18 protein-coding genes are annotated in these 15,710 nt (G+C 42.1%); 8 read left to right on the forward strand and 10 right to left on the reverse strand.

Features of this window, described 5'->3' with window-relative positions:
• Window positions 1–303 precede the first annotated feature (303 nt).
• From MSG38_RS24045 to nrtS, 3 genes are all read left to right on the forward strand, one after another.
• Window positions 304–1,386 carry an HD domain-containing phosphohydrolase gene (locus tag MSG38_RS24045; RefSeq protein WP_248402668.1) on the forward strand — a complete coding sequence of 361 codons (1,083 nt, stop codon included), beginning with the start codon at window positions 304–306 and terminating at the stop codon, window positions 1,384–1,386.
• A gap of 95 nt (window positions 1,387–1,481) precedes the next feature.
• Window positions 1,482–2,078: a TetR/AcrR family transcriptional regulator gene (locus MSG38_RS22595; protein WP_248402669.1), complete on the forward strand. Its 597-nt coding sequence runs from the start codon at window positions 1,482–1,484 to the stop codon at window positions 2,076–2,078.
• A gap of 1 nt (window position 2,079) precedes the next feature.
• A complete protein-coding gene (gene nrtS / locus MSG38_RS24010; RefSeq protein WP_282450579.1) occupies window positions 2,080–2,310 on the forward strand; it encodes a nitrate/nitrite transporter NrtS in 231 nt (76 codons plus the stop codon).
• 50 nt (window positions 2,311–2,360) lie between these two features.
• Here the strand turns inward: nrtS and MSG38_RS22605 are convergent, their stop codons facing one another.
• The gene (locus MSG38_RS22605; protein ID WP_248402670.1) at window positions 2,361–3,284 is read right to left on the reverse strand and encodes a LysR family transcriptional regulator; all 924 of its coding nucleotides are present in this window, start codon (window positions 3,282–3,284) and stop codon (window positions 2,361–2,363) included.
• 91 nt (window positions 3,285–3,375) lie between these two features.
• Here MSG38_RS22605 and MSG38_RS22610 point away from each other — a divergent pair, with 91 nt between their 5' ends.
• Window positions 3,376–3,621 (forward strand): DUF2798 domain-containing protein, encoded by a 246-nt coding sequence (locus MSG38_RS22610; protein ID WP_248402671.1) that lies wholly within the window; start codon window positions 3,376–3,378, stop codon window positions 3,619–3,621.
• A 103-nt stretch (window positions 3,622–3,724) separates the two neighbouring features.
• Here the strand turns inward: MSG38_RS22610 and MSG38_RS22615 are convergent, their stop codons facing one another.
• From MSG38_RS22615 to MSG38_RS22640, 6 genes are all read right to left on the reverse strand, one after another.
• Window positions 3,725–4,615 (reverse strand): DMT family transporter, encoded by an 891-nt coding sequence (locus MSG38_RS22615; protein ID WP_248402672.1) that lies wholly within the window; start codon window positions 4,613–4,615, stop codon window positions 3,725–3,727.
• A 58-nt stretch (window positions 4,616–4,673) separates the two neighbouring features.
• Window positions 4,674–5,063, reverse strand: coding sequence for a hypothetical protein (locus tag MSG38_RS22620; protein ID WP_248402673.1), 390 nt, complete (start codon window positions 5,061–5,063; stop codon window positions 4,674–4,676).
• A 4-nt stretch (window positions 5,064–5,067) separates the two neighbouring features.
• On the reverse strand, window positions 5,068–5,403 hold the full coding sequence (locus MSG38_RS22625; RefSeq protein ID WP_248402674.1) for a hypothetical protein: 336 nt from the start codon (window positions 5,401–5,403) through the stop codon (window positions 5,068–5,070).
• Window positions 5,404–5,503: 100 nt separating this feature from the next.
• Entirely contained in the window at window positions 5,504–6,364 is an 861-nt protein-coding gene (locus MSG38_RS22630; protein ID WP_248402675.1) for a cation diffusion facilitator family transporter, read from the reverse strand.
• 1,002 nt (window positions 6,365–7,366) lie between these two features.
• On the reverse strand, window positions 7,367–7,729 hold the full coding sequence (locus MSG38_RS22635) for a NirD/YgiW/YdeI family stress tolerance protein (RefSeq protein ID WP_050650881.1): 363 nt from the start codon (window positions 7,727–7,729) through the stop codon (window positions 7,367–7,369).
• Between the two features lie 487 nt (window positions 7,730–8,216).
• Window positions 8,217–8,384, reverse strand: a complete 168-nt coding sequence (locus MSG38_RS22640) for a hypothetical protein (protein WP_017062447.1) — start codon at window positions 8,382–8,384, stop codon at window positions 8,217–8,219.
• A 218-nt stretch (window positions 8,385–8,602) separates the two neighbouring features.
• Between MSG38_RS22640 and MSG38_RS22645 the strand changes: the two genes are divergently transcribed.
• Window positions 8,603–9,652, forward strand: a complete 1,050-nt coding sequence (locus MSG38_RS22645) for a cysteine synthase A (RefSeq protein WP_248402676.1) — start codon at window positions 8,603–8,605, stop codon at window positions 9,650–9,652.
• 113 nt (window positions 9,653–9,765) lie between these two features.
• Here MSG38_RS22645 and MSG38_RS22650 read toward each other — a convergent pair whose 3' ends face one another.
• Window positions 9,766–10,332 (reverse strand): XRE family transcriptional regulator, encoded by a 567-nt coding sequence (locus MSG38_RS22650; RefSeq protein WP_248402677.1) that lies wholly within the window; start codon window positions 10,330–10,332, stop codon window positions 9,766–9,768.
• Between the two features lie 98 nt (window positions 10,333–10,430).
• Between MSG38_RS22650 and MSG38_RS22655 the strand changes: the two genes are divergently transcribed.
• Window positions 10,431–11,624 (forward strand): benzoate/H(+) symporter BenE family transporter, encoded by a 1,194-nt coding sequence (locus MSG38_RS22655; protein WP_048610815.1) that lies wholly within the window; start codon window positions 10,431–10,433, stop codon window positions 11,622–11,624.
• A 113-nt stretch (window positions 11,625–11,737) separates the two neighbouring features.
• Here the strand turns inward: MSG38_RS22655 and MSG38_RS22660 are convergent, their stop codons facing one another.
• A complete protein-coding gene (locus MSG38_RS22660; RefSeq protein WP_248402678.1) occupies window positions 11,738–12,721 on the reverse strand; it encodes a hypothetical protein in 984 nt (327 codons plus the stop codon).
• 408 nt (window positions 12,722–13,129) lie between these two features.
• On the opposite strand from MSG38_RS22660, the gene MSG38_RS22665 reads away from it, so the two are divergent.
• The gene (locus tag MSG38_RS22665; protein ID WP_248402679.1) at window positions 13,130–13,516 is read left to right on the forward strand and encodes a hypothetical protein; all 387 of its coding nucleotides are present in this window, start codon (window positions 13,130–13,132) and stop codon (window positions 13,514–13,516) included.
• Window positions 13,517–13,664: 148 nt separating this feature from the next.
• Here the strand turns inward: MSG38_RS22665 and MSG38_RS22670 are convergent, their stop codons facing one another.
• Entirely contained in the window at window positions 13,665–14,597 is a 933-nt protein-coding gene (locus MSG38_RS22670) for a LysR family transcriptional regulator (RefSeq protein WP_193841780.1), read from the reverse strand.
• A gap of 268 nt (window positions 14,598–14,865) precedes the next feature.
• Here MSG38_RS22670 and MSG38_RS22675 point away from each other — a divergent pair, with 268 nt between their 5' ends.
• The gene (locus tag MSG38_RS22675; RefSeq protein WP_248402702.1) at window positions 14,866–15,633 is read left to right on the forward strand and encodes a glycine betaine ABC transporter substrate-binding protein; all 768 of its coding nucleotides are present in this window, start codon (window positions 14,866–14,868) and stop codon (window positions 15,631–15,633) included.
• The last annotated feature ends 77 nt before the right edge of the window (window positions 15,634–15,710 follow it).

Here is a 15,710-nt window from a genome sequence, read left to right on the forward strand (position 1 = left end):
AACTTCCATTAAAAGAACATCAAGGAGCGTGAGTTACCATTGTTAACGTTCATCAAGATGTACAAGGGGGGGGAGTTAGGTGAGCGAGGTTGATCATGAAGTTTTGCTTAAACGGATCTATCAACAAACTTAAAAATGAGTGGTAGATTCATCCAATTTGTCCCTAGGTTTTACCCTAATTTACAGAACTCTATCAAGGCAATGCGCCTAGTTAAGTCAATGTGAACAAGTGTTCAGATTGTCTTGAACGATCGTTATTGTTGTGGTTAAATTATGTAGAATTCTATTAGGAAGGTATATTTGGTGCGAGTGAACCTGAGTGAATCAAATGGTCAGATTCGAATTCTGCTTGGTGCAATTATAGCCGTTGTAGGCTCTCATTATTTTGGATTAATGGTGTTGCTCGGTTTTGGTGTTATGTTTACAGGGATGTATTTTCGATTTCCCGTAACCGATGTTCATGAAACAACCCAACACTCCTTGACTGAGAACCGTTATTTAGGCCTATTACCAAAATTAAACCCTCAGCCGTTGTTCATCTTTAATGCTGAAGGTGAAATTGTTTTTACTAATGACACAGCTCAGACTACTTTCCCAGCCATTAGATGTTTTTCAGAGTTGGTAGATTCCGATGCTAAAGCGTTTATCCAAGAAAATAAGATAGAGCATCATCAATATCGGTCGGATGACGGCAAGCTCTATTCTCTTTTTTGTCGAAACGTTAGCAGCCTGAGTGAAATTTTGGTGTATGCAACCGATGTAACCGAAGTGCTATCGCTGCACGATGAAATCATTGAGACACAAAAAGAGATCGTCTACACCATGGGAGAAATCGGTGAAACCCGCTCGAAAGAAACAGGTGATCACGTTAAACGTGTTGCAGAATATTCAGAAGCACTGGCACTGCTAATTGGTCTTGATAAGAATGAAGCTCAAATGATCAAGTTCGCTTCACCATTGCATGATATTGGTAAAGTGGGCATTCCTGATAACATTTTGAATAAACCAGACCGACTTACCTTTGATGAATTTGAGATCATGAAAGGACATGCCAAACTTGGTTACGAGTTGTTAAACCATTCAGAACGTCCCATTTTAAAGGCGGCTGCTATTATAGCTGGTGAGCACCATGAAAAGTGGGATGGCTCAGGTTATCCCCATGGGTTAATTGGTGAAGACATTCATATCTACGGTCGAATTACGGCTATTGCTGATGTTTTTGATGCTCTTGGTACTGAACGAGTTTATAAACCAGCATGGCCTATTGAGAAGATTATTACGTTATTCAAAGAAGAGAGGGGCAAGCACTTTGATCCTGTACTGGTTGATCTCTTACTGAATAATCTTGAAACCTTTTTGGCAATCAGAGCAAAGTACTCCCGATAGTTTTCACTGTTTATTGAATTAATTTACCATTTTGGCTGGTAATCATGAATTGTTGCACTTACAATGTGAACGATTGTTCAAGTAAGGGCTTTATCATGGCTAATTATCCTAAATTCGATCGAGAAGAAGTTTTACAAAAAGCGATGAATCTCTATTGGGAAAAAGGATTTAATGCAACATCAATGCGTAATCTGCAAGACGTTGTGAATTTAAAAGCAGGAAGCATATACGCAACGTTTGGTAGTAAAGAGGAGCTGTATAAAGAAGCCCTAAACTATTATGCAGATACGTTTGTCGAAATGATGAATGACATTGCTTTAAGTAGCGAAAGTGCGCATCAGGCATTAATAGCCATCACAAAAAAATCGGTATTGGAAAGTGCGGAAACGGCACCGAGTGGTATTTGTATGCTCACTAAAACAATCAGTGAGTTAACCGATGAAAACAGTGATTTATTAGAAGAGGCTCAACGGTTGTTAGAGAAATTTGAACAGGCGATGGCACTCATATTTAGACAGGCACTAGAACGAAATGAACTTGTGTCTCAACTGTCTGCAAATGAATTGGCAAAACACTTACAGATTCAGATTATTGGTATGCGCTCTTATCTTAAGGGAAGTGGGGATAAGCAGGGAATGGAAAGGAACATTGATAAGATGTTCAGCCAGTATCCATTTAACTTTGAGGTGTAATATGAAGTCACAATCACAGACTGCTCTTTCTTTGATAACTGTCCACCTAATTGGAAAGTCGTTAAAAATTGCCTTGTTGGTTGGGACTATTTTGATGCTCATCAACCATGGTGAAGCGCTATTGAATAATCAAATGGATATACAAAGGGGAATCAAGATTGCTCTGTCTTATTGTGTGCCATTTTGCGTTTCTCTTTACTCAGCAGTATCGTCTGCCAGAGAATACCAATAGTTGAATGAGCCAAGCGACTGCTTGGCTCTTTTCTATGCGAGAGAGTCCTATCAATCGGTTTTCTTTGTGCCAATCGCAGAAAGGAAACCAGAGGGTTGTTGGAATCGTTCAAAGATCATATCTCGAAATGCTACGACTCTCGCTGAGATAAGCTTTCGATCTGCCCATATCATATAAGCTGTGCCTGTTGGCCCCTCTACTTCTGGCAGTACTGGAAGCAATTTTCCTTGTGCTGCAAATTGCTCAAAAGGGGCTTGAGGCATCAAACAAATGCCAACACCCGATAAGGCTGCCTCAATCGTCAACCTTAGACTGTTTACTGAATAACTTGGTTTAAACGGAATACGAATTGGTGTTCCATTCTCTTTAAACTCCCAGTAAGGCATTTCGTTACCTGCTAGTAGCTTATGATTGATTAACTCTTCAACTTTACTAGGCATACCATGCCTGTCGATGTAGTTCGGTGACGCAGCTAAAACTAGTGGTGATTGAAATAGGCGGCGCTGAATTAAGTGAGAAGCATGGGGTGGGCTAGTCACCAAAGCTAGGTCAATTTGCTCGTCAAAAAAGCGTTCTGTGCCAGAGCTAAATTGAATCGAGATGGATACCTCGGGGTGCATTTCCATAAAATCAATCGCCATCTGCTGTAGGAAGTAATCTGCGAATGGCTCTGGACAAGAAATACGTATTTCACCAGTTAATACAGGCTGACTATTTGAAAGCTGTATCCATTGATCATCAAGCTGAGAAAAGATGGAGGCAAAACGTTGGTAGTATTCATTGCCTGCCGTTGTCAGTTGGAATTGTTTAGCGTTGCGATGTACCAGCTTTTCACTCAATTGCTCTTCAAGGTAAGCAACAGCACGAGATAATGTTGGTGCAGATACATTAGTCTTCAAACTTGCCGCAGCAAAGCCTCCGCACTCAACAGATTGACAGAATAGATATAAATTTGAGATGTCTTTTGCTTTCATATATGCACGCTTTAAATTCAGAATTGTCTGTTTTTGATTCGCAAAGGCTAGCCTAGAATACAGCCATCAGTTAGTCAATCGGAGTCAAACAATGAAAAAGTTTCCACGTAAATTTCAATACCCACTAATGGTTTCAATGGTTCTTCCAACAATGCTACTTAGCATGCCTGCGATTATGGTTTATAAAAATCTACCAAATGGAATGTCATTTTTTGACGCTTGGGTTGCAGCACTTGGTCAAATGCTTCCGTCAGCACTTATGCTATTAGCTGTAGTTGCACCAACGGTTCGCCTTTTTGTTACTAAGGTTCTCCTTGAGCCAGCACCAAAGGCATAACAAGTAAGTTAGCCAAATCAATTCAAACCTTTAGATGTTTGACTCCATATAAGCCGCACATTGATGCGGTTTTTTGTTGTTTCTATTGTTTTAGACAGAGTCGCTATTGCTTTTTGAGAGAGAACATCACAAGCCCAATCATTGTTAAGATCATTCCCAAAAATGCCTGTAGAGTGATGCTTTCTTGAAAAAGAAGCCATGACTCAACGGCTATGAATGAAGGCACTAAATAGAAATAACTGGATACTTTAGTTGCCTCACCATGTTTGATCATATACATCAACAGCATCGTTGCAGATAGCGACAGTCCAACTACAAGCCAACCTAAACCTAATACAAAGGATAGGCTCCATTGAACACTCTGATCTTCGTATACAAGTGACAAAGCACCCATGACAAGAGTCAATGACAAATATTGGAATAGAATTTGAGTAATCAATGAGCCATCGCTAGTGAAACTCTTCTGATACAGCGTACCAAGAGTAATCCCGAGCAAAGCAGTGATTGAAAGTAAGAAGGCATCAAGGGAAACATTAGTAGTATCTGCACTAAATGGAGAAAGAACAAGGAATACGCCTGCAAACCCTACGATAATTCCTCCCCACTGAAGTCGAGATAAGTTTGTTCCTTTCCTAGAGATAATGAGTGCAGTCAAGATTGGCTGAAGCCCTGTCACTAAAGAAACAAAAGTCGCAGGCATACTCAGACTGATGGCTTTAAATGCACCACCCAAGAACATCGCTTGCAGCATAAAACCTGCCATCATTTGCTTCTTGACTGTTGACCAACTTGGCCATTTAGATTTCAGTATTAACGCTATGATGGAGAAGGTGATACAGGAAAAGAAGCCTCGTAAAAATAGCAACCAAAAAGGGTCACTGTACGCCACCGTAAATTTTGCGCCAATGAATCCTGTGCTCCATAAAAATACAAATTGGAGTGGTATGAGTGCTATAAACCATGATTTAGCGGTTGCTGATTTTGATATTGTCATTAGTAGTTCCAGGTTATAAAGCAGGGTGCTTATATCCTTGATATTGGAGGAAAAATAGTTAGGAGTTGTATTTCAATAGCAGCGACCTGCTAGAAGCTAAGTCCTGACGCACATGGGTAATGTTTTGTCCGATGATAAAAGCGATATCTTCAGGACTTTTGTTCAAAACCGTTTGAAGACCAAGCGCAACCCTTGAATCTATGGGAAGTGCAGCTATCTGACTCACTATTGACGCTTTTGGTCTGTCATGGGGAAGGTTCGAATGGAATGCAAAAGGTTTTTCAGTATGAAAACGATAGATTTTTCTTAGTTTTTCAATGCAACTTAAGTGAGGCAAGTTTTCTATATTGGTGTTGTGTAGTGCTTTAGCTAAGAACTTTTCAGCGTTTTTCTCCGAGCCTGTTAGCCAAGTAGCAAACATAAATAAGTGGGATAGTTCAGTGTTCATATGGCTAAATCATTGTAATAGCTAATGTGCCACCGATAGAAATGAGCACACCGCAAACTATCCAATTTGTTAGGTTTGATGGTTCTTTGACAATTTTAGTCATGAAGTAAAAGGCAATAGTCGCTGCAACGCTTTTGATAAGAAGTGGGAGACTAAATGGAACCAATGTCCAAATGTAGACACCAGAGAAAAACACGGGGATGAAAAGGATATGCATCAGTCTTAATCCAATCTTACGTTTTGAACCCGTAAGCTTGAAAACCGTAATCAAAAAAGTAATGACCATGATAACCCCAAAAATAAAATGAATAGGGGTGTTGTTCATAAGGCTAATGTGCATAGTCCCTCCAAGGGGGTTGAGTATAAATTAGTTAACAGTTTGGTATAACGATTACGGTATCGATCCTAACTCAAATTGAACGATTGTTCAATCATGCTGTTTACTTATACTCAATTGCAATATAAGCAATATCTGAGTGAATGGTTTGTAAATGGTTACGTAGTTGTTTGGTATAAGAGAGAAGCTCTTGTATGTTAGAAAAATCATGACTGTCGATATAGATGATCAGCTTATTTTGAGTTCCATTCTTGAATACTAATAAATCATCTAGCGGGACGTTTATGTCATAAGAGGTGATTGTCTCACGGTATCGGTGTGTGACATTGTCACTTGCATGGGTATTTGCTGCGTTGATGAGTGCATTGCGGTAGATCTCGAATGAAACCCCTAGCAGTATATAAATGATATATACCGTTGCGACCTTATCAGCATATTGGAGCGCAGGAATGTTATGTTCTATACCAAGTGAGGTTATCAAGATCCCCACAACCATTACGAGCGATGTGATGGCATCACCTCGTCCTTCCATCCCGCTATTACGAAGTGTCTCTGATGAAAGCTCTTCGCCTTTCTTTAACGTAAATTGGCTTACAATCAACTTAACAGCAAAAGTAATGATAGCTGTGGCGACAACTAATGAAGAGACGGACTCAGAGGGTATGGTCAGCTCTTGAATAAATTCTATGATGATTAGTCCAGTGAAAATGAAGATGATCATCGCCACCGTTGCATTGAAAATGTATTCCGCGCCACCATGACCAAATGGATGATCATCATCAGGTGCTCTGTTTGATACTTTTAAACCAATGGCGGCAAAGATATCAGTGACAAGGTCAGAGAAAGAATGCACACCATCTGCTACTAACACAGGGGATAGGAATAGGGTACCAATAACGACCTTGGCAAAGGCTAGTAGTGTATTGACCACCGCATTTAAGATAACAACAGAAAACTCTTTCACTTAAACCTCATGTCTAACTAATTTTGCATTCAATTTTGTAAGTTCAAAATTCAAGAATAATTATATCATTAATTGAACGGTCGTTCTGTATTGTGATTGTTGAATGTTAGGAGAGCACTATGAAAGACAGAATGAGTTCGAGCACAGAAAAGATGGATTTACAGTTAAAAGCTGAAAACAGTTCTGACGAAAAACTGCCATTAAAAATCGTACAACAACATGAAACTACATAAGATTTAAAGAACCCCAAAACTTGCGAAGGGTATCTCAGGTTTGATTTCAATTGCATTGTGTTTTAGGTGTTGTCTAGTCGTATCAACCCAAACATGATCTGACAGGTATGACTTTTAATAGAGTCGTCTTGATTACATGTAACAGTCAACGAACTAGAAGGTAAGTCATAGTGATACCAATGACTGCATCATTAATTATTAAGTTTTTAATCATTAATGTGAATCCTATCACATATGTAGGGTGTCATGGCAAAAAAGCTTTGGTTGTTAATTATCTGGAATAGCTATGCATGTCGTACGAATGCCAACCCAACAAATGAAGAATTCGTGATTGCACAGCAGTCAGTAGCACTTCTGTAATAGATTTAAAGAAAATCAGATAATGAAAAGCGAGCCCAAGTGGCTCGTTTTTTGTTTTTTATGTTGGTTAAATCATCCCGAACGATACTTTCTTCATCTAGTAGACCTTCGAGTCAACGAGGCTAGAATTGACTTAATTATGCCCCCAAGTGAGTCACTTCTACATTTGTTTCCAAGCTCAAAAAAGGGCTCGGTAGAACCAAAATTCAGTCTGTAACCTAAGAATCTGGTTTTGTTAGAGAAAGTGAACGTTTTCTGAATTAGCGTTAGACGAGCATAGCAATTTAACTATGAGCGAGAACACAAAGTAAATACAGTGTTCTATTTATTACAGGTCTAAACGTTAAAGGAGCCACATGAGCTCCTTTGAGGGACAGTTGTCCTTTAGAAACCACTGTATTCAATCGATTTAGCTACCAATTGTAATTCTATCAACTTCAATTGTTGCCTCTTCCCAATTATCTTTTTCTACGTTGCCAATAATCGTTATCTGATCATTCGGAGCAATCGTCAAACCAGCCCAAGCTTCATCATCCACATCGATCACAATTGCGTTTTTACCATCAGTAAACTTGTACTCGTCGTCTCCCAGAGAGTGCACAATGTTACCCGTCACCTGAACCTGGGTATCATCTCTTGCTTCTAGAACTTGAGCAACCGTAACAGGAGCACTAGCCGTCGGGCCATTAAATCCGCCCGTTGTTGGTAAAGTGTTTGCTGTTGCGAAGCCTGAAGTCAGAACTAGTGTAGTAGCAATAAGTATGTTTTTCATAAGAACCTCTAAATAGTCATAGTTTGTTTTGATGGGTGTACTATGCAGGGGGGAGTATTAATCGCGGATGAAAGTAGCGTTCATAATCTATTCATATTGAAAATACGTGGGACCATGATACATGTAATGTTTTTAAGTATTTGATATTAAAAATCATTTTAATAAAAATATTAATCGAAGAATTTTACTTATTACGAAAATTATTCATCTTCTAGGGTGTTTGATCTTTGTTATCCAACCCTAGTTCAGCAATGAACTATGAGCGGAATCGCTTTCCAAGCTACAAGCACCAACTGAATAATCTGTAATAGAGTCTAAGAAAACCAGATAACGAAAAGCGAGCCCAAGTTGCAAGTGGCTCGCTTTTTGTGTCTAGTAAAGATGCGTCTGAACGTTTTAACAGGGGGATAGCCTATAAGGTGTTCGTCAAACAGTTTTAGAACAGAGCTTCGATAGCGACTCATCGGGTGCTCTAGAAAAGCTAAGGTTATTTAGTCCCTGAGCGGTAGTTTGGATCTGTCCAGCATCGAGGTAACTCTTCCCCTGACATAAACATCAGTTCGGATTTTTTAAACATCTCAGGGTCTTGCTGTTCTTCACCTGCTTGAAACCGACCTTCGATACTGTCTTGAAATAAGTTGGTTAATTTAGTCATTTCAGTTACGTCTACGAGGTCACCGCTCTTTTTCTCTTTTAGAAACATTTTTTTGCCCTCAATCTAATCGATCACCCTTAATTATAATTGTTATTTGGAAAATGAGAGTGTTTTCAATTCCGGCACTTCTTGACTAAGCAGACCCCAGAGCTACGCTTATGGTCATCGACAAACCAATCGAAGAACAAACCTATCCTCAACAAATAAATGGAGTCGCGATGTCATCTGCCCATATTGCAAACAATCTCAGTGAACTGATTGGCGATACCGATCTTGTTAGAATCAACAGTCTTTCAGAGATATCAGGTTGTGAGATTCTTATTAAGTGCGAACACCAGAACCCGGGTGGTTCGATTAAAGATAGAGCGGCACTTCAGTTGGTTATGGATGCAATAGAAGCCGGTAAGCTTAAGCCGGGAATGACAATCGTCGAAGGTACTGCAGGAAATACGGGAATCGGCCTTGCTCTAGTCGCTAAATCCCTCGGTTACAAAATGTTGGTGGTGATGCCAAAAGGGCAGGCACAAGAGAAAGAGCGTATGATCTCGCTTTATAACGCTGAACTGTTATTGGTCGACCCTTGTCCTTTTGCAAACCCTGAACACTTTTACCACACGGCCAAGCGGATCGGTGTCGAAAATGAAGATTATTGGTGGGCAGATCAGTTCGAAAATCTCAGTAATTATCGAGCGCACTATTTAAATACTGGACCGGAAATATGGCAGCAAACCCAAGGGAATATTGATGCTCTAGTTTCTGTGGTGGGGACGGGCGGAACCATTGCCGGAAACTCACATTATCTATCTGAGCAGAAACCTAATCTCGAAACTTGGTTAGTTGACCCAAATGGGTCCGGCATTTATTCGTTTCTACGTCATGGACACTATCAATCAACGGGAAGTTCGTTCACGGAAGGCATAGGGATCATGCGGACGGTTGAAAATTTCAGGCAGGCAAAAATCAATCGTGCAATCACGCTTCCCGATCAGGATTTGGTGACGATATCCCGACTTGTTGCGGAGCATGACGGTATTCTTCTAGGAAGCAGTTCGTCATTGAACGTAGCCGGTGCGCTATACGCTGCAGCTAGAATGGGGAAAGGGAAAACCATCGTTACATTTAGCTGTGACCTTGCTGAACGCTCGTATTCGAAGCTGCACAACGAAGCGTTTCTGAAAGAAAAAGAGATACAGCTTAATAAAGAAAACCTTTCTCAACTATGGGCGCGTTATCAAGCCGAAGATGGCAGCATGGTTGTCAACGTATAGTCGCTTTAAGTTAGTAACAGCCAGTGCTCTGCCAGCTCTTTCGTTAGCGCTGAATATCCGTTAGCGCTAAGCATCCGGTTAGAGCTAAACATACATTAGCGCCAAATCCGGCACTATTGCTTGTTATTAGGGTAGTGAATCACATTATGAAATACGGCGTTTCCTTCACCGATATTTTTGTAGCCATGGCTCTGGTTAGCATTGAAGCGAACGGCTTGCCCTGCGCGTAACGTATGCCACTCATCATCAAACATTACGGCCATCTCTCCGGAAATACATAAGATGTGCTCAGTGACGCCAGCGTTATGTGGGGCGGATTCATGCTGATAATCGGGTGCTAGGGTGAGTTCGAATATTTCAAACCCTAGTGCTTCCTCAAAAGGAAACAACAAACTGACGAAAAAGCCAATGTTGTATTCCTCGTGTCTTAGTTCGTTTGTGTCTCTGAATAAACTCGTCAGTTCACTGTTTGGACTAGCTGCGATAAAGCTCGAAAGTGACACCTCGAATCCAGAAGCTATCTGCCAAAGCTTAGCGACTGTCGGGCTGGATTCTCCACGTTCAATTTGTCCTAGCATTGCTTTGCTCACGCCAGTTTCTTTCGCTGTTTTGTCTAAGCTCCAGCCTTTTTCTTGGCGAAGGCGTTTCAAGTTAACACCAACTTTAATTTCTGTTTGCATATTTTCTCTACAAGTTTTTTACAAATAAGTTGTGCGTTATAGCGCACAGTGCTAGGTTTGGTCTATGGACGTTATAACGCACGCAGGAATAAATTAACATGACTAAGCTAAAATTTTCTCACGTCAGTACCGGCTTTATCGCTGTTTTCATTGGTTATGCGAGCGCCGCGGCGATTATTTTCCAAGCGGCAATGAGTGCTGGAGCAACCGAAGAACAAGTGGCGTCATGGTTTTGGGCGTTGGGGATTGGCATGGGCGTAACCACAATACTGCTCTCGTTTTACTATAAGAAGCCTGTGGTTACAGCGTGGTCGACGCCTGGAGCAGCGTTGTTAATCACATCTCTTGAAGGGCTGACAATGAATCAGGCTGTAGCCGTGTTTTTGTTCAGTTCGATGTTGATCACGTTAGTTGGATTAGCGGGGATATTTGAGAAAGTCCTAAAACAGATCCCAACATCGATTGCCTCTGCGATGCTCGCGGGGATTTTATTGCAATTCGGTTTGGGTTTGTTCACGTCGCTAATGGAAGAAGCTCAAGTCGTAGCGGTCATGCTCGCTGTATTTATTCTGGCGAAAGCGCGGTTAGGAAATTTACTGATCCCAAGCATTTTCATTATCGCACTGGTTATGTGTGTGGGTTTTGGCAAACTCGATGTCAGTCAGGTGACTATGGGATTAACGACCCCAGTGTTCATCACGCCCGATTTTGAGTTCTTTTCATTGTTCAGTGTCGGTATCCCACTGTTTATAGTGACGATGGCTTCACAGAACTTACCGGGATTTGCGGTTCTAAAAGCGAATGGATACCAAGTCGATTCATCGAAGATCATTACCACCACCGGGGTGACAGGTTTGATCTTCGCGCCGTTTGGTGGCTTTGCGTATAACCTTGCAGCGATTACGGGCGCTATTTGCATGGGCCCGAATGCGGATAGTAATCCAAAGACACGTTACATGGCGGGGATCTGTATGGGCGGGTTTTACTTGTTAGCTGGCGTGATGGGGATGTCATTTGTGTCGCTGTTTAGCGCCGTGCCCTCCGAGATTGTCATTGCGGTTGCTGGCTTAGCGGTGATGCCGACCTTGATGAATTGTTTAGCTGTTTCGATGGCAGACAACCACTATCGAGAGCCTGCACTGCTTACTTTCTTATTCACTGCTTCTGGCACCAATTTACTGGGGATCGGCAGTGCATTTTGGGGTTTGTGCATCGGGTTGTTTTGTTGCTGGTTACACAATTACAAAGCTAAGTCGCGTGGAGCAAGCAAGACTTCGCAAACTTCGTCGTAATGAAACGACCCAAGATTAGGATCAGGTTCGCTGTGAATTAGAAACACCAGCAAGTTGTTTGAGTAGCAAGCCCAGTCATACTCGTGACTGGGCTTGCTTACAAAGGAATAAAGCTACTTAACTTCGTATCTCAGTAGCACTTCATTATCGAGAACGACATTTGTCGACCAGATAAAGCTTGCGCCAGCCCCACTGAATTTTTCGATAAAGTTCATGTACGCTTTTTTATTGTTTACGCCAATATCGTCTTCTGAGTATACCGATGCTTGAGGCCAAGATGTTGCATCGAACTCTTGGTTCATCCAGTTGTTTGGTGTTTCCCAATGAGCGGCGTAGGCATCTTGACCTTGGTCAGTTCCTTCCGTGGTGCAGCTTTCAGAAAGACGCTTCCCGTCCACTTCACTCAAACAAGCCAGGTCATAAATCGGTGAGGTATAAAAGGTTTGTGCTTGCCACTCTGGTCCTGTCACGGTTCCGTCACTAAAGCTCGCGATAAAGCCACCATCACCAGCGTGGTATGCCTTTCCGCGGTTATCTTCGCTGCCAAGACCTAGGTTTTCTTCCCAATCAATCACTTTCACGGCAATCGTGTAAGGCTTCTTCACCTTAAATTTGACGATGTTTGAGTTAAACGGTGTGAAAGGAACGGTATCTACCGCGATTAACTGGCCGTTGATATAAAGTTCGAAATAGTTATCGGCAAAAATATAACCTGTTATTTCCTCACCGTCTTGATCCACTATCGCTACAGGTACAGAGCTTTGATCGACTTCGGCTAGGCTGCTTGGTGTGGTATTTGAGCACTCTTCATAAAGATCAAAGGCTTTTGGCCCTGTCGCAAAGTTGTTCTTGGCTGGAACCGTCCAAACCTTTCCTTCTGAGTCCGTAATTTCCCCAACGCCCGCCACTCGGCTACGTCCGTTTGCACACTCAAAGAGGTTCGATTCAACGGTGGTCGCCACACCCTGAGTAATACTCGCTGAGCCTTGGTAATCACTGATGTTGCTGACCGAAGGCGTATCTGATGATGGTGAGCAGCCTGTAGCGAGCAAAGCAACCGATGAAAGGGCAAGGGCTTGATATTTTGTGATGATCATTGATTGGGTATCCGAGACGGGGTTATTTAAATAAGCGTGGTTCAAAATAAGCCAAGTGCAAGTAAGTTAATTGAAAACAAAGCTATTTCAAACAAATCCGAGCTAAGTAGCTAAGTAAGCCGTGAACTCATAGCGAATAGCTAGAGCGACGAAGCTAAGCAAGGACCAAAGTCTTTGTGAGGTGCCACGCTTGTTATCTGATAAGGCATATATTACCCGTACAAATGTAAACAAGCGTAAAGCTGAGTAAGCATGGGTAAAACAGCGCTTTTATAGGATGATCACATCAGCTTGCACGGAGCTTGCAAAAATACTCAGCCTGAAGTGGTTTCAGGTTGTGATTGAGATAGTATTTTGCTACAAAACGCGCATAATCTCGCTATACAACATTTAAAGAAGAAATTACCTATGACTACCTTTCAATACTACTTTCACCAACTGCCTTGCTTCGACTGTAAAAAAACGACAGTAAGTACTGATCTTGGTTGGTTAACGCCTGCGATGAAAGACGATGCTATCGCACAAGTGACAGCGACACTTGCACAAGGCGAGGTTACTCCAGATCTTTCAGCAGACGTTGTTTGCACGAAAGAAGAAGCTCGCGAGTACTTACTGCTTAACTTCTTTGGTTATTCAGAAGAAGAATTAGAAAGCGGGATTGAAGCGGATGATGAAAAAGAAGTGGCAGACGAAATCGCAGAGCTAGTAGAAGAAGGTATAGACACTATCACCTTCGAACATGAGATTGCTCTTCAGTGCTGCGCAGACTGCGATGTTGAAGACGAGTCAAACTAAGCTTTTGTATTAAGAGTATTAAACTAAGTACTCTTATTAAGGTTCATCATGAAGCTATGATGTTCTAATGATGAAAGGCGTTAGCGGATTGAAGTTCGCTAACGCCTTTTTTGTCTCTCTGTTTCTTATCTTTAAGCGGCATTCAATCTTAAGATGTTGTGCTTTGTATAATGCCTTGTTTGCTCAGTTGCGAAAGGATCTCTGCGGTCTTCTCTCTGAATAAATCTCTCAGTAGACGCACAGTAGGGGTGATGGATTGACGACTTGGACACACTAACCACAGCTCGGTAGGGGTCGGCTTAAACTCAGGCATAACTTTAACCACTTCGCCTGAAAGCAGATGAGGTGACATGTCTAAACAAGATTTTATTGCCACTCCTTTACCCGCGATACACCAACGTCTTACAAGGTCTGCGTCGTTCGAAGCGCGATTTCCTTTTAGTTTCACTTTATGATCTTGAGTACCATCGTTAAACACCCACTCGTCTTGCAACATGTCATGGAGTTGGTAAAGCAACCCATTGTGCTGCGCTAAGTCACTCGGGTGTTTTGGTGTGCCCATTTCAGCCAAGTAGTCAGGAGCCGCACACAATATCCTCGGCACATCGCATATCTTGAAACCATACATGTTGGCATCGGTCGGGGAACCGTAACGCAGCGCCATATCGACAGAATCTCGGTAGAAGTCGATATTGCTATCGCTGATACTAGTGCGAAGCGTCGCCTTTGGGTATTCAAGCAAGAACTCATCTAACCAAGGTGTGATTAGATTGCGTCCTAGATCCGATGAAAGCGCAATGCGAATTTCACCGTCAAGAATACCGAGCTCTTCGCGCATGTTGAGCTTCGCTTGCTCCAACATCTTTAAGGCTTGTTCGCATTCCGGTAAATAACGCTCGCCTGCTGAAGAGAGTCTCAGATGGCGCGTGGTTCTTACAAATAACTCCGCACCGAGTGCCGCTTCAACACGTTTTACCGCTGCACTTGCTGTGGCTGTACGCATATCAAGGTTGGTGGCTGCTGCGGTGATACTGCGAAACTCCGCCACTTTCAAAATGACCTGTAAGTCTTCAAGAAGCATATTATCTACCTGTATTGAATTATGTTCTAAATATGGCGTTGGGATATTTCCCCATCACAATCTGCAGATGGGTTATCTCTGCTTATCGCTTCTAAGTTAGCTTCAAATACTTAATTGTCAAAAATAATTTGATAATAATTCAAATGTGAGGCTGTTTTTCATTAGTAATTTTCTCACTATCATTTTCCCATATCGACAACGTAGCGCAGTACACATCGTATGGACGAAGCTGACGATCTAGGGGGATAAGATGACTAAGAAAATCACAATGGGTGTAACGGATTTGTCGTTCCACCGTACGACCGCATCATTGGTTTCCAATGTATTGAAAGCCATGGGTTTTGAGGTAGAGCGCATTTTCTCTCCACATCAGGAGAACTTTGAAAAGCTGAAAGCAGGCCAAGTGGATATGCTTTCTTCTGCGTGGCTGCCATCAAGTCACGGTATCTATAAAGCGGGCGTTGAAGAAGTTGAGCCACTTATCGAGCTTGGGCTTCATTATGAACCTTATGCTTTGTGGGGCGTACCAGACTATGTGCCTGAAGCGGCGGTTTCTGATGTCTCTGATTTACTAAAAGCTGAAGTGATCGAGAAAATGAACTCGACCATCCAAGGCATCAACCCCGGCGCTGGTATCACACGCTTCTCTATCCAGATGATGAAAGACTATGGCCTGAGCGATGCCGGCTACCAGTTCTTTCCTGGCAGTGAAGACGATTGTTTCAGTGCCTTTGAAAGTGCGGTCGCAAACAAAGAGTGGGTGGTAGTGCCACTGTGGAAACCTCAGTTTTTGCACTATCGTTACGATATTCGTGAACTCAAAGAACCAAAAGGCCTACTCGGAATTGTGGACAGAGCAGTGCTTCTTTTAAGAGACGACAAGAAGAATCTGTTCAGCGAGCAACAGATTCAGAAGTTGGATTCCTTACGATTCTCAAATGACATCATCGCAGAGCTGGATTACAAAGTTTGCCGTGAAGGTAAACCACAAGATCAAGTGACACATGATTGGTTGATTGAGAATGGCCTGATTTAGCCTCCAAGCCGTTGGTAATGCAGTGAGATGTCTGCATTACCCAGATAACGGCAATACCATTATCAAAAATTATTTGA

Source organism: Vibrio sp. 1CM24A (assembly GCF_023161725.1).
GTDB lineage: Bacteria > Pseudomonadota > Gammaproteobacteria > Enterobacterales > Vibrionaceae > Vibrio > Vibrio coralliirubri.